This window comes from Streptomyces sp. NPDC049915, from assembly GCF_040656475.1.
Taxonomy (GTDB): domain Bacteria; phylum Actinomycetota; class Actinomycetes; order Streptomycetales; family Streptomycetaceae; genus Streptomyces.
Genome location: NZ_JBFAMH010000014.1, coordinates 59,891 through 73,411 on the forward strand (window position 1 = coordinate 59,891; position 13,521 = coordinate 73,411).

Consider the following 13,521-nt stretch of genomic DNA (forward strand, 5'->3'; position numbering starts at 1 on the left):
CCGTTTTAATCAACGGGCGTCGCGCCTGCCGCACCTGCGACAATCACTCCCATGACCACGCTCAAGTCGAAGCTGCACGAAGACCTCAACGCCGCGATCAAGGAGCGCGACGAGCTGCGCTCCTCGACGCTCCGGCTGACGCTCGCCGCGATCACCAAGGAGGAGGTCGCGGGCAAGGAGAAGCGCGAGCTCTCCGACGACGAGGTGCAGAAAGTGATCACCCGGGAGGCGAAGAAGCGCCGGGAGGCCGCCGAGGCCTTCGCCCAGGGCGGTCGCGCCGAGCAGGCGGAGCGGGAGAAGGCGGAGGGCGAGGTCCTCGCCGCCTACCTGCCCAAGCAGCTGTCCGACGACGAGCTGGACGCGATCGTCTCCCAGGCCGTGACGGAGGCCAAGGCCGCCGGTGCCGAGGGCCCGCGGGCCATGGGCGCCGTCATGAAGATCGTGAACCCGAAGGTGGCCGGCCAGGCCGAGGGCGGCCGCGTCGCCGCCGCGGTGAAGAAGCACCTCGCGGGCTGACCCCGGCTCCTGCCACCTGCCCGCTCTTCCGCGTCACGACGACGGGGGCGCCCCTCGCGCAAGGGGCGCCCCCGTCGTCGTATCAACCGACGCTCCCGTCGTATACCAACCGACGGTCCCGTCTCCGTATCCCCCGCCGGTACCCCTCGCCGTTTCACCGCCGGCGGCGAGGGGGGACCGGTCACGGTCCGTTGCCGCCGTGGCCGCGGCCGTTGTTGCCCCCGTTGCCCTGGCCCTGGAACAAGCCGTCCGGGAGGGTGAAGGACGGCAGCGGGAAGGGGAGGCCGTCGTTGCCGCCGTTGGTCTGGCCGCCGCCGTTGTTGCCGTCGTCACGGCCGTTGCCGTCACCCTTGTCGGTGGGCTTGTCGCCGCCCGGGATGTCGACGAGCGTGAAGTCGGGGGCGGGCCTGCCCTGCAGCGCCCCGGACATCATGTCCTTCCAGATCGGGCCCGGCACCTCGCCGCCGTAGACCTTGTCGTGCCAGACGCCGCCGATGGAGATCTGCTGCATCTTGCGCTTGTGCGCCGGGTCGCCGACCCACACCGCGCCCGCCATGTTCGGCGTGTAGCCCACGAACCAGGCCGCGAACCGCTCGTCCGTCGTACCGGTCTTGCCCGCGCTCGGGCGGCTGCCGAGGCCCGCCTGCTTGCCGGTGCCGTCCTCGACGACGCCGCGCAGCAGCGTGTTGACCGTGTCGGCGGTCTTCTCGGACATCGCCCGGGAGCAGGTCGACTTCGGCACCGGGAGCGACTTCGTCTGGTCGCCGACCCGCTGCGCGATCGACTCGATGGCGACCGGCGTGCAGTACATCCCGCGCGAGGCGAAGGCCGCGTAGGCGTTCGCCATGGTCAGCGGCGACACCTCCTGGGTGCCCAGCGCGATGGAGGGGCGCTCCTCCAGCTTCTTGCCGTCGGCCCGCTGGACGCCCATCCGCTGCGCCATCTCGGTGACCGGGCAGATGCCGATCTCGCTGATCATCTGCACGAAGTAGGTGTTGACGGACTTCGCCGTCGCCTCCTTCATCGCGTACGGGCCGGACTCCGACTTGTTCTCGTTGGTGAGCCGGACGTTGCTCTCGTCCCACTTCCTGCCGTCGCAGGCCGCGACCGGGTGCGGGTAGTCCATCGAGTACGGCGAGGGGTACGTCTTCGTGGCGGGCATGCCGCCCTCCAGCGCCGCCGCCGCCACGATCGGCTTGAACGTCGAGCCGGACTGGTAGCCCGCGCCGCCGCCCATCCGCTGGTTGACCGAGAGGTTGATCTGCGTCTCGTTCTTCCCGAAGCCGTACGGCCGTGACTGGCCCATCGCGAGGATCTTGCCGGTGCCGGGCTGGACGACCGAGGCGGCCGTCGCCACGTCGTCGCTCTTGTTCACATGCCGGCGCACCGAGTCCTGCAGCGACTCCTGAGCCTGCGGGTCGAGGGTGGTGTGGATGGTCAGGCCGCCCTGGTTCCAGAGCTTCGCCCGCTCCGCGCGCGTCCTGCCGAAGGCCCGGTCGGTCAGGAAGACCTCGCGGACGTAGTCGCAGAAGAAGCCGGCGCCCTTGGCCGCCGTGATGCAGCCGTTCTTGGGCTGGCTGACCTTCAGGCCGAGCGGGGCCGTCTTGGCGCGGTCCGCCTCGGCCTGCGACACGTCGCCGACCTCGGCCATGCGCTGCAGCACGATGTTGCGCCGCTTGGTGGCCTCCGCCTCGTCGTTCACCGGGTCGTAGCGGCTCGGCGACTGGACGATGCCGGCCAGCAGGGCCGACTCCTGGAGGTTGAGGTCCTTGGCGGACTTGGAGAAGTACCGCTGGGAGGCCGCCTCGACGCCGTAGGCCTGCTCACCGAAGAACGTGATGTTCAGGTAGTTCTCGAGGATCTTCTTCTTGCCCAGCTCCTCCTCGACCTGGATCGCGAACTTCAGTTCCTTGATCTTGCGGCCGAGGGTCTGCTGGGTGGCCTCCGCGACCTTCGTCGGGTCGTCGCCGGCCTCCTCCACGAAGACGTTCTTCACGTACTGCTGGGTGAGCGTGGACGCGCCCTGGGCGACGCCGCCGCTCTGTGCGTTCTTGTTCAGCGCGCGCAGCACACCCTTCAGGTCGATCGCTCCGTGCTGGTAGAAGCGCGAGTCCTCGATCGCGACGATCGCCTTCTGCATGTACGGCGAGATGTCCTTCAGGGCCACCACCGTGCGGTCACGGGAGTAGACCGTGGCGATCTGGCCGCCGTCGGCGTCGAGGATGGCGGTGCGCTGGCTCAGCGGCGGGGTCTTCAGGCTGACCGGGAGCTCGTCGAAGCTCTCCACCGAACCTTTGGCGGCCAGGCCGAGCGCGCCGACCGCGGGCAGCGCGATACCGGCCAGCACCGCTCCGGCGAGCACACTGACCCCGAGGAACTTGGCGGCCTGCTGCGTGGGCGACAGGCCACCGCCCGAGCGCTTCTTTGGCATGAGGGCAGCCTACGTTCTCATTCGCCGGACACGCGTATATGCCTTGGCCTAAGCTGCTCTCAACGTCACAGCAGTGCGGCCATGTATCCATACGTCCGGCGGTCCCGCATCGTTCCGGAGGCTTCCTGTTCGCAGATGTTTTCTGCGGTGGCGGCGTGTCCGAATCCGCCTTGTGTGTCACGCGGCGTCCCATGTGGCGAGCCGGATCTGTCCCGCTTTGCCGGGAGGGTCGCGTATGTCGTCGGCTCACTCGCCCGGGTGATCTGCCGCTTCCCCATAGTCCGTTCGGGCCATTCAAGATTGGGCCCGCTGGGGGTGTTGCGCTGTGCCCACCTTCCGTAACGTCCTCAACTGGCGGCGGTGAATATGCCGCTGCCGCCGTGGGGGAGCCTCGATTCGGGAGAGGACGGCGCCGGTATGGGCTGGGTAACCGACTGGAGTGCGCAGGCGGCCTGCCGCACTACCGATCCGGATGAACTGTTCGTTCAGGGAGCAGCACAGAACAGAGCCAAGGCGGTGTGCACCGGATGCCCGGTGCGCACCGAATGTCTTGCCGACGCGCTCGACAACCGCGTCGAGTTCGGCGTGTGGGGAGGCATGACGGAACGGGAGCGCCGCGCGCTGCTGCGTCGGCGACCGACCGTCACCTCCTGGCGCCGGCTGCTGGAAACCGCGCGCACGGAGTACGAACGCGGCGCGGGCATCCTGCCACTCGACGACGAGCAGGTGTACGCGGCGGTGAGCTGACAGGACCGCGCGTCGGCGCAGGGCACGGCGTCTTCGGCCGACGGTGAGCATGCTCTCGCCGTCCGCGCTGACGGCTGGTACGCCGACGCGCTGGTACGCCGACGTGCTGGGACCCCGACGTGCGGCCTGTTGTCGCGCTACGGCAGTTCCGGCCGGTTGGCCGCGAGTCGTGTTCCGATGTCCCGCAGCCCCGCGAGGTCGTGCACATCGCCGGGCAGCGCGGCCACTTCGGTCACCGCGACCTCGGGATGGAGCGCGGTGAAGCGGTCGCGTGTGCGCTGCTCGCGGGAGAGCAGCTGCATCCGCTCGGCGTGCAGTCGCAACAGACCCGCGGTGAGCTGATCGACGTTCCGGGTGCCGTCCTCGGCGGGCGGGGGAGCCTCGTCCTCGGTGCCGTCAGGGTTCTCGGTGACCTCGGCGTGCGTGGTGCCGTCGGAGTTCTCGGTGCCTTCGGCGCTTGTCGATACGGAACTTCCGTACGTGTCGGGAGAGTTACGAAGTCCAGCTTTCCCGTCCCCCTGATCCACAATGCCGGCTTCCTCAAGATTTTCCGCGGCGGCAAGCGCCCGCTCGGCCGAGAGCTGGGGGGCGCCGCTGCCGTGGACGCGGTTGAGCACCAGGCCGGCGAGCGGCATCTTCTCCGCCGCCAGCCGCTGCACGAAGTACGCGGCCTCGCGCAACGCGTCCCGCTCCGGGGCCGCGACCACCAGGAACGCCGTCCCCGGCGCCTGGAGCAGCTTGTACGTCGCGTCCGCGCGCGTGCGGAACCCGCCGAACGTCGTGTCCATGGCCGCCACGAACGTCTGGACGTCCTTGAGCAGCTGACCGCCGAGCAGCTTGCCGAGCGTGCCGGTCATCATCGACATGCCGACATTCAGGAACTTCATCCCGGCCCGGCCGCCCAGCTTCGCCGGCGCCGTCAGCAGCCGGATCAGCCGGCCGTCCAGAAACGAGCCCAGCCGCTTGGGCGCGTCCAGGAAGTCCAGCGCGGAGCGGGACGGCGGGGTGTCGACCACGATCAGGTCCCACTCGTCCCGGGCCCGCAGCTGGCCCAGCTTCTCCATCGCCATGTACTCCTGCGTGCCCGCGAAGCCCGCCGAGAGCGACTGGTAGAAGGGGTTGTTCAAGATCACGGCCGCCCGGTCGCCGTCCGCGTGCGCCTCGACGATCTCGTCGAAGGTGCGCTTCATGTCGAGCATCATCGCGTGCAGCTCGCCGCCGGCGGACTCCTCGATGCCCTTGACCCGGCGCGGGACGTTGTCGAGCGAGTCGATGCCCATGGACTGCGCGAGCCGCTTGGCGGGGTCGATGGTGAGCACGACCACCTTGCGACCGCGCTCGGCGGCGCGCAGGCCGAGCGCCGCCGCGGTCGTCGTCTTCCCGACGCCGCCGGAGCCGCAGCACACCACGATGCGCGTCTTCGGGTCGTCGAGGATCGGGTCCACGTCGAGCACACGCGCGGGCGAGAGCCCGCGGGCGCCCTCCGCCGCGCGGGCACGCTCCGACGTGCGGGCCCCCTCCGAGGCGTGGGCCGGGTCCGGGCTCATGCGATCCCCTGCTTCCGCAGTTCGGTGGCGAGTTGGTACAGGCCCGCCAGGTCCATGCCCTCGGCGAGCAGCGGCAGCTCGTGCAACGGCAGGCCCAGCTCGCCCAGCACGGCCCGCTGCTCCTGCTCCAGCGCGTGCCGCTCGGCGTACTCCTCGGCCTGCTCCAGCAGCGGGCCCACCAGCCGATCGGCGTGCCCGCCACGGCGCGCCCCGCCGAGGCCGGCCGCGGACAGCGACTGCGCCAGGGCCGCGCGCGGCGTGGTCCGTACGAGGTCCAGCTCGGTCCCGTCCAGCAGCCCGGGCCGCACCATGTTCACGATGATCCGGCCCACCGGCAGCCGCGCCGACCGCAGCTCGGCGATGCCGTCCGCGGTCTCCTGGACCGGCATCTCCTCCAACAGCGTGACCAGATGCACGGCGGTCTCCGCCGACTTCAGCACCCGCATCACGGCCTGCGCCTGATTGTGTATCGGGCCGATCTTGGCGAGGCCGGCGACCTCGTCGTTGACGTTCAGGAACCGGGTGATGCGGCCGGTGGGCGGCGCGTCCATCACGACGTAGTCGTAGACGAACCGCCCCGACTTCTCCTTGCGGCGCACCGCCTCGCACGCCTTGCCGGTCAGGAGCACGTCCCTGAGGCCGGGCGCGATGGTGGTGGCGAAGTCGATCGCGCCGAGCTTCTTCAGGGCGCGGCCGGCACTGCCGAGCTTGTAGAACATCTGGAGGTAGTCCAGCAGCGCCAGTTCGGGGTCGATGGCCAGGGCGAACACCTCCCCGCCCCCGCGGGCTACGGCGATCTTGCGTTCCTCATAGGGCAACGCCTCCGTCTCGAAGAGTTGTGCGATGCCTTGCCGGCCCTCGACCTCGACGAGAAGCGTCCGCTTCCCCTCCGTCGCGAGGGCCAGCGCGAGGGCCGCGGCGACCGTCGTCTTTCCGGTCCCGCCCTTACCGCTGACGACCTGGAGCCTGCTCACGTCTTCGAGCGTAACCAGTCCGCGTCCGCGTCAACCCGCAGGCTGTGGACAACGGGGTGGCGACGAGTGCGCCAGGTTGTGGAAAACCGGGGTCACGAGACGTCCCGGGGGCAGGTCGAAGGGGCGGTGCGGCGCAGCGGCTACAGTCCCCCCATGACCAAGTGGGAATACGCAACCGTGCCGCTGCTCGTCCATGCCACGAAGCAGATTCTGGACACCTGGGGCGAGGACGGCTGGGAGCTCGTCCAGGTCGTGCCCGGCCCGAACAACCCCGAGCAGCTGGTGGCCTACCTGAAGCGGGAGAAGCAGGCATGAGCGCCGTCGAGGAGAAGCTCGCCGAGCTGGGACTGACGCTCCCGGAGGTCGTGCCGCCGCTCGCCGCCTACCAGCCGGCCGTGCAGTCCGGCCCGTACGTGTACACCGCGGGTCAGCTGCCCATGGTCGAGGGCAAGCTGCCCGTCACCGGCAAGGTGGGCGCCGAGGTCACCGCCGAGGAGGCCAAGGAGCTGGCCCGCACGTGCGCCCTCAACGCCCTGGCCGCCGTGAAGTCGGTCGCGGGTGACCTGGACCGCATCGCGCGCGTGGTGAAGGTCGTCGGCTTCGTCGCCTCGGCGTCCGACTTCACCGGCCAGCCGGGTGTGGTCAACGGCGCGAGCGAGCTGCTCGGCGAGGTCCTGGGCGACAAGGGCGTGCACGCGCGCAGCGCGGTCGGCGTGGCGGTGCTGCCGCTGGACGCGCCGGTCGAGGTCGAGATCCAGGTCGAGCTGGCCCCCTGAGCCACCGCACCCCATCACCTCTCGAACATTCGCTCACCACGGGATAGCCTCCGGCCATGGCGAATGGGCAGTGGTTTCCCCCGGACTGGCCGGACCGCATCCGCGCACTCGCGGACGGCACCCTCACTCCGGTCGCGCCCAAGCGCGCGGCGACCGTCATGCTGCTGAGGGACGCCGACGGCGGCCCGGCCGTCCACATGCTGCGCAGACGCGCCTCCATGGCCTTCGCCGGAGGCGCGTACGCCTATCCCGGCGGCGGCGTCGACCCGCGCGACGACGACGCCCTGGTCCGCTGGGCGGGCCCCACGCGCGCGTGGTGGGCGAAGCGGCTCGGTGTGGACGACGAGCCTGCGGCCCAGGCGGTCGTCTGCGCCGCCGTGCGCGAGACGTACGAGGAGGCGGGCGTCCTGCTCGCGGGCCCCACGCCCGAGTCGGTCGTCGGCGACACCACGGGCGACGACTGGGAGGCCGACCGCGCCGCCCTGGTCGCCCGTGACCTGTCCTTCGCCGAGTTCCTGGACCGCCGCGGCCTGGTGCTGCGCTCGGATCTGCTGGGCGCCTGGACCCGCTGGATCACCCCCGCCTTCGAACCCCGCCGTTACGACACCTGGTTCTTCGTCGCCGCCCTGCCGGCCGGCCAGCGCACCCGCAACGCCTCCACCGAGGCCGACCGCACGGTGTGGATCCGCCCGGCCGACGCGGCGGCGTCGTACGACAAGGGCGAGCTGCTGATGATGCCGCCCACCATCGCGACCCTGCGTCAGCTCGCGCCGTACGCGAGCGCCGCCGAGGCGCTGGCCGCCGCGCCCGGCCGTGACATGACCCCCGTGCTGGCCCAGGCCCGGCTGGAGGACGGCGAGGTGGTGCTGACCTGGCCGGGGCACGACGAGTTCACCAAGCACGTACCGACGCATCCGAGCGGTGGAGCCTGAGCATGACCGACGCCAGCACCCTTCCCGGCCAGCCGCGCGGCGCGGTCCGCACCGGCCCGGCGACAGCGCGCGCGGTCAACGTCCTCGCGCCCAACGCGTCCGCGATGACCCTGGACGGCACCAACACCTGGATCGTCTCCGAGCCGGACTCCGATCTGGCCGTCGTGATCGACCCCGGCCCGCTGCACGAGGGCCACCTGCGGGCGGTCGTCGACACCGCCGAGCAGGCCGGCAAACGCGTCGCCCTCACCCTGCTCACGCACGGCCACCCGGACCACGCCGAGGGCGCCGCCCGCTTCGCCGAGATCACCGGCACGCGCGTGCGGGCCCTCGACCCGGCGCTGCGGCTCGGCGACGAGGGCCTGGCCGCCGGGAACGTGATCACGGTCGGCGGGCTGGAGCTGCGCGTCGTCCCCACGCCCGGGCACACCGCGGACTCCCTGTGCTTCCACCTGCCGGCCGACCGGGCGGTCCTCACCGGCGACACGATCCTCGGCCGCGGTACGACCGTCGTCGCGCACCCCGACGGTCGCCTCGGCGACTACCTGGACTCCCTGCGCCGGCTGCGCTCGCTGACCGTCGACGACGGCGTGCACACGGTCCTGCCCGGCCACGGGCCCGTCCTGGAGGACGCCCAGGGCGCCGTCGAGTACTACCTCGCCCACCGCGCCCACCGCCTCGCCCAGGTCGAGACGGCGGTCGAGGACGGCTACCGCAGCCCGGCGGAGGTCGTCGCGCACGTGTACGCCGACGTCGATCGCTCCCTGTGGCCTGCGGCGGAGCTGTCGGTACGGGCCCAGCTGGACTACCTCAGCGAGCACGGGCTGATCTAGGCCGAGGCGCGCGTGCCCTTCGTGCCGTGCACGCGCGTGTACTCCTGCGCGCGCCAGGGCCCGAGGTCGTCGACGTGACGCCGCGGAACGGCCGTGCCCGCCACGGGGTCGTGGCCGTACCGGGCGGCCTCGCGCAGCTGGCCGACGCGCTCGGGGTAGTACCTGGCGCACACCGCGCGTGAGCGACCCATGGACGTACGCGCTGTGCAGCCGTGGCCCGCACAGGGCGGGCAGCCGCTCCCGCGCCGCTGCCACGACCGGGCAGAACGGGGGCTGTGGCTGGACGCACGGCGATGTCGGCCGCGTACGCACTCTGCCTGCGGACAGGTGCGCAAGCGGCTGTATGTCGCCGCACCCGGGGTCAGCGCGAGCGCTTCGCGAGGCGCTCCACGTCCAGCAGGATCACGGCGCGCGCCTCCAGGCGCAGCCAGCCGCGCCCGGCGAAGTCGGCGAGCGCCTTGTTCACCGTCTCGCGGGACGCGCCCACGAGCTGCGCCAGCTCCTCCTGCGTGAGGTCGTGGACGACGTGGATGCCCTCCTCCGACTGCACGCCGAAGCGGCGGGACAGGTCCAGCAGGGCACGCGCGACACGGCCGGGCACGTCGGAGAAGACCAGGTCGGACATGGCGTCGTTGGTCTTGCGCAGGCGCCGGGCGACGGCGCGCAGCAGCGCGGAGGCCACCTCGGGGCGGGCGTTCAGCCAGGGCTGGAGGTCGCCGTGGCCCAGGCCCAGCAGCTTGACCTCGGTCAACGCGGTCGCCGTGGCCGTACGGGGGCCCGGGTCGAACAGGGACAGCTCACCGATCAGCTCGCCGGGGCCGACCACCGCGAGCATGTTCTCGCGCCCGTCGGGGGACGTGCGGTGCAGCTTCACCTTGCCCTCGGTGACGACGTACAACCGGTCGCCGGGGTCACCCTCGTGGAACAGGGAGTCGCCGCGTGCGAGGGTCACCTCCGTCATGGAGGCGCGGAGCTCCGCGGCCTGCTCGTCGTCGAGCGCCGCGAAGAGCGGGTTGCGCCGCAGAACGTCGTCCACGAGTTCTCTCCTATTCGACCTGCTCAGGGGATCTTGTTCCCCCGGTGTACCAGGGGTCCGTGGTGCCCATTTTGCCGGACGGTCCAAACAGTGTGATCTGTCACAAGGATGCCGTACACCTGTCCCGGGGTACGCGGCAGGGGGCCAATTGGACGCCGATCTTCGCGGTCCGGGACGGATGTCGGTGCCGGGCTCTAGGCTGGCCGAGTGTCCAAATCGCCGGTGAGAGCGCAGGCCAAGGGGGCTGGGCGGGTGGTTGTACGTCGGGATTCCGCTGTGGGCGAACAGGGCTCGGGCGGTGCTGGAAATGCGACAAACGCCACACTCGGGGCGGTGGGGGAGAAGGCGGCGGACAGGAAGGGCGTGAGGAAGACGGCAGCGGCAAAGAAGGCGGCGAAGGAGTCGGCGACGGCGAAGGAGCCGACGGCGGCCAAGAAGGCGCCCGCGAAGAAGACGGCTGCCGCGAAGAAGACGGTTGCCGCGAAGAAGACGGTTGCCGCCAAGAAGGCAGCGCCCCCGAAGAAGACATCGGCGGCGAAAAAGGCTCCCGCCGCGAAGAAGGCCGCCGTCAAGAAGGCTCCTGCCCTGAAGAAGGCGATCGTCGCCCCCAAGAAGGCCACCGCCGCCGTCAAGGGCGTCCCTCCGGCGCAGACGATCACGGAGACGACGCCGTCGGGCGAGTCCCGTACCGCCCTCGTTCGCCGCGCGCGCCGGATCAACCGCGAGCTCGCCGAGGTCTATCCCTACGCCCACCCCGAACTGGACTTCACCAACCCCTTCCAACTGCTGGTCGCGACCGTCCTGTCCGCCCAGACCACCGACCTGAGGGTCAATCAGACGACCCCGGCGCTCTTCGCCAAGTACCCCACCCCCGAGGACCTCGCCGCGGCCAACCCCGAAGAGGTCGAGGAGATCCTGCGCCCCTGCGGCTTCTTCCGGGCCAAGACCAAGTCGGTGACAGGGCTGTCGAAGGCGCTGGTGGAGGACTTCGGCGGCGAGGTGCCCGGCAGGCTGGAGGACCTCGTCAAGCTGCCCGGCGTGGGCCGCAAGACCGCGTTCGTCGTGCTGGGGAACGCGTTCGGCCGGCCCGGTATCACCGTGGACACGCACTTCCAGCGGCTCGTGCGGCGCTGGAAGTGGACCGAGGAGACCGACCCGGACAAGATCGAGGCCGCGGTCGGCGCGCTGTTCCCGAAGAGCGAGTGGACGGATCTGTCGCACCACGTGATCTGGCACGGCCGCCGCATCTGCCACGCCCGCAAGCCCGCCTGCGGCGCCTGCCCCATCGCCCCGCTGTGCCCGGCGTACGGCGAGGGCGAGACCGATCCGGAGAAGGCGAAGAAGCTGCTGAAGTACGAAAAAGGCGGCTTTCCCGGCCAGCGGCTCAACCCGCCGCAGGCCTATCTCGACGCGGGCGGCAAGCCGGCCCCGCCGCTGGGGGCCGGGGGCTGAGATCCCGATGACGGAACGGTCCCGGTGCGGGGCGGAACGATCTCGGTGTCGCCGGACGTTGGACTGGGCAGGACGACGGGGGTGGCGATGACGCGTGCGAGCAACACACAGGGCGGCCCGGTGACGCTGAGCAAGGACGGGCTGCCGGACTGGCTGGACCCGGTGGTGCGAGCCGCCGAGACGGTCAAGCCGCTGCAGCTCAGCCGCTTCCTGCCGCCCGAGGACGGCGCGGGACGCCAGTCGGCCGTGCTGATCCTGTTCGGCGAGGGCGAGCGCGGCCCCGAGCTGCTGCTGATGGAGCGCGCCGGCTCCCTGAGGTCGCATGCCGGTCAGCCGTCCTTCCCGGGCGGCGCCCTCGACCCCGAGGACGGCGACCCCGCCGGGGACGGCCCGCTGCGGGCGGCGCTGCGCGAGGCCGAGGAGGAGACGGGTCTCGACCCGCGCGGGGTGCAGCTCTTCGGCGTGCTGCCGAAGCTGTACATCCCGGTCAGCGCTTTCGTGGTCACGCCGGTGCTCGGCTGGTGGCGCGAGCCGAGCCCGGTCGGCGTGGTCGACCCGGCCGAGACCGCGCGGGTGTTCACGGTGCCCGTGGCGGATCTCACGAACCCCGCCAACCGCGCCACGACCGTCCACCCCAGCGGCCACCGAGGCCCGGCGTTCCTGGTGGAATCGGCTCTGGTGTGGGGGTTCACAGCCGGTGTGATCGACCGTCTGCTGCACTACTCCGGCTGGGAGGTCCCCTGGGACCGCGACCGCCAGGTCCCGCTCGACTGGCGCGCATGACAGGGTGTCTGACGTGAACGTGCTGGACATCCTGTTGCTGGTCGCGGCCGTCTGGTTCGCGGTCGTCGGCTACCGCCAGGGCTTCGTCGTCGGCATCCTGTCGGTGATCGGCTTCCTCGGCGGCGGTCTCGTCGCCGTGTACACCCTGCCGGTCATCTGGGCCGCGCTGACCGACCACGCCGAGGTCAGCACCACGGCGGCGGTCGTCGCGATCGTCGTGGTGATCGTCTCCGCCTCGGTCGGGCAGGCCCTGACCACCCACCTCGGCAACAAGCTGCGCCGGTACATCACCTGGTCCCCGGCCCGCGCCCTGGACGCCACCGGCGGCGCCCTGGTCAACGTCGTGGCGATGCTGCTGGTGGCGTGGCTGATCGGCTCCGCGCTCGCGCAGACCACGCTGCCCACGCTGAGCCGGGAAGTGCGGGGCTCCAAGGTGCTGCTGGGCGTGTCGGAGGCGATGCCCGCGCAGGCCGACACCTGGTTCAAGGACTTCACCTCGGTCCTCGCGCAGAACGGCTTCCCGCAGGTCTTCAGCCCGTTCGCCAACGAGCCGATCAAGGAGGTCAAGCCGCCCGACCCCGCGCTCGTGAACAGCCCGGTCGCGGTGCGCGCCCAGAAGTCCATCGTGAAGGTGATGGGCACCGCGCAGGGCTGCGGCAAGGTCCTGGAGGGCACCGGCTTCGTCTTCGGCGAGCGCCGCGTGATGACCAACGCACACGTCGTCGGCGGCGTCGACGAGCCCACCGTGCAGATAGGCGGCCAGGGCCGCAAGTACGACGCGACGGTCGTCCTCTACGACTGGCGGCGCGACATCGCCGTACTCGACGTGCCGGACCTGGACGCGCCCGCGCTGCGGTTCTCCTCGCAGGACGCCGCCAGCGGGGACGGCGCGATCGTCGCCGGCTTCCCGGAGAACGGCTCCTACGACGTGCGCGCCGCCCGGGTCCGCGGGCGGATCACGGCCAACGGCCCGGACATCTACCACCGTGGCACCGTCAGCCGTGACGTGTACTCGCTGTACGCGACCGTCCGCCAGGGCAACTCCGGCGGCCCGCTGCTGACGCCCGAGGGCAAGGTCTACGGCGTGGTGTTCGCGAAGTCCCTGGACGACGCCGAGACCGGTTACGCGCTCAGCATGGACGAGATCAAGGACGACATCGCCAAGGGGCGTCAGGCGAACCAGCAGGTCGACAGCGACAGTTGCGCGCTCTGAGGGACAGGTGCGCGGGGTTGTGGTCCCGGCGGCCCCCCGGGCCGCTCAGTCGCGCGTGTGACGCAGGCGCACGGAGACCCAGCGGGCGCGGCGGCGCAGGATGAGCGAAATGCCCACCCGGGGGTCGTTCCCCGTGAGTTGCGGAGTGCCGCCTCGCTGGTGGGAGCTCAGGGTGCTGCCCGAGCGGCGGTTGCGTGCCACGTCACTGTAGTCGTGCGTCCAGCCCATACCCGGACGTGTGCCCTCTCCCAAGGTCGATAACCGCCCCGCGGACCCCCAAT

15 protein-coding genes are annotated in these 13,521 nt (G+C 71.2%); 9 read left to right on the forward strand and 6 right to left on the reverse strand.

Annotation, left to right across the window (positions count from 1 at the left end; all coding sequences use genetic code 11):
• The first annotated feature begins 51 nt into the window (after nt 1–51).
• Complete coding sequence (locus AB0J12_RS23735) at nt 52–516, forward strand: GatB/YqeY domain-containing protein (protein WP_363266372.1); 465 nt, start codon at nt 52–54, stop codon at nt 514–516.
• A 181-nt stretch (nt 517–697) separates the two neighbouring features.
• On the opposite strand, the gene AB0J12_RS23740 is transcribed toward AB0J12_RS23735, so the two are convergent.
• Nucleotides 698–2,947: a transglycosylase domain-containing protein gene (locus tag AB0J12_RS23740; RefSeq protein ID WP_363266373.1), complete on the reverse strand. Its 2,250-nt coding sequence runs from the start codon at nt 2,945–2,947 to the stop codon at nt 698–700.
• Nucleotides 2,948–3,364: 417 nt separating this feature from the next.
• Here AB0J12_RS23740 and wblA point away from each other — a divergent pair, with 417 nt between their 5' ends.
• On the forward strand, nt 3,365–3,694 hold the full coding sequence (gene wblA / locus AB0J12_RS23745) for a transcriptional regulator WblA (RefSeq protein WP_361634194.1): 330 nt from the start codon (nt 3,365–3,367) through the stop codon (nt 3,692–3,694).
• Nucleotides 3,695–3,831: 137 nt separating this feature from the next.
• Here the strand turns inward: wblA and AB0J12_RS23750 are convergent, their stop codons facing one another.
• A complete protein-coding gene (locus AB0J12_RS23750) occupies nt 3,832–5,241 on the reverse strand; it encodes an ArsA family ATPase (RefSeq protein ID WP_363266374.1) in 1,410 nt (469 codons plus the stop codon).
• The gene (locus tag AB0J12_RS23755) at nt 5,238–6,215 is read right to left on the reverse strand and encodes an ArsA-related P-loop ATPase (RefSeq protein ID WP_363266375.1); all 978 of its coding nucleotides are present in this window, start codon (nt 6,213–6,215) and stop codon (nt 5,238–5,240) included. The genes AB0J12_RS23750 and AB0J12_RS23755 overlap by 4 nt, the downstream gene beginning before the upstream one ends.
• Nucleotides 6,216–6,368: 153 nt before the next feature.
• On the opposite strand from AB0J12_RS23755, the gene AB0J12_RS23760 reads away from it, so the two are divergent.
• Genes AB0J12_RS23760 through AB0J12_RS23775 form a run of 4 tightly spaced genes read left to right on the forward strand, consistent with a single transcriptional unit; the run spans nt 6,369 to nt 8,756 of the window.
• On the forward strand, nt 6,369–6,530 hold the full coding sequence (locus tag AB0J12_RS23760) for a DUF4177 domain-containing protein (RefSeq protein ID WP_003975360.1): 162 nt from the start codon (nt 6,369–6,371) through the stop codon (nt 6,528–6,530).
• Complete coding sequence (locus AB0J12_RS23765) at nt 6,527–6,991, forward strand: RidA family protein (RefSeq protein ID WP_363266376.1); 465 nt, start codon at nt 6,527–6,529, stop codon at nt 6,989–6,991. The genes AB0J12_RS23760 and AB0J12_RS23765 overlap by 4 nt, the downstream gene beginning before the upstream one ends.
• A gap of 56 nt (nt 6,992–7,047) precedes the next feature.
• On the forward strand, nt 7,048–7,923 hold the full coding sequence (locus tag AB0J12_RS23770) for an NUDIX hydrolase (protein WP_363266377.1): 876 nt from the start codon (nt 7,048–7,050) through the stop codon (nt 7,921–7,923).
• 2 nt (nt 7,924–7,925) lie between these two features.
• A complete protein-coding gene (locus AB0J12_RS23775) occupies nt 7,926–8,756 on the forward strand; it encodes an MBL fold metallo-hydrolase (RefSeq protein ID WP_363266378.1) in 831 nt (276 codons plus the stop codon).
• On the opposite strand, the gene AB0J12_RS23780 is transcribed toward AB0J12_RS23775, so the two are convergent.
• Nucleotides 8,753–8,947, reverse strand: coding sequence for a hypothetical protein (locus AB0J12_RS23780; protein ID WP_363266379.1), 195 nt, complete (start codon nt 8,945–8,947; stop codon nt 8,753–8,755). The two genes, AB0J12_RS23775 and AB0J12_RS23780, sit on opposite strands and share 4 nt — an antisense overlap.
• Before the next feature lie 170 nt (nt 8,948–9,117).
• Entirely contained in the window at nt 9,118–9,792 is a 675-nt protein-coding gene (locus tag AB0J12_RS23785) for a Crp/Fnr family transcriptional regulator (protein ID WP_363266380.1), read from the reverse strand.
• A gap of 363 nt (nt 9,793–10,155) precedes the next feature.
• On the opposite strand from AB0J12_RS23785, the gene nth reads away from it, so the two are divergent.
• From nth to AB0J12_RS23800, 3 genes are all read left to right on the forward strand, one after another.
• Nucleotides 10,156–11,244 (forward strand): endonuclease III, encoded by a 1,089-nt coding sequence (nth, locus tag AB0J12_RS23790; RefSeq protein ID WP_363266381.1) that lies wholly within the window; start codon nt 10,156–10,158, stop codon nt 11,242–11,244.
• Between the two features lie 87 nt (nt 11,245–11,331).
• Nucleotides 11,332–12,027: a CoA pyrophosphatase gene (locus tag AB0J12_RS23795; RefSeq protein WP_363266382.1), complete on the forward strand. Its 696-nt coding sequence runs from the start codon at nt 11,332–11,334 to the stop codon at nt 12,025–12,027.
• Between the two features lie 13 nt (nt 12,028–12,040).
• Nucleotides 12,041–13,240 carry a MarP family serine protease gene (locus AB0J12_RS23800; protein ID WP_363266383.1) on the forward strand — a complete coding sequence of 400 codons (1,200 nt, stop codon included), beginning with the start codon at nt 12,041–12,043 and terminating at the stop codon, nt 13,238–13,240.
• Nucleotides 13,241–13,285: 45 nt separating this feature from the next.
• Here AB0J12_RS23800 and AB0J12_RS23805 read toward each other — a convergent pair whose 3' ends face one another.
• Nucleotides 13,286–13,468, reverse strand: a complete 183-nt coding sequence (locus tag AB0J12_RS23805) for a hypothetical protein (RefSeq protein ID WP_363266384.1) — start codon at nt 13,466–13,468, stop codon at nt 13,286–13,288.
• Nucleotides 13,469–13,521: the final 53 nt, after the last annotated feature.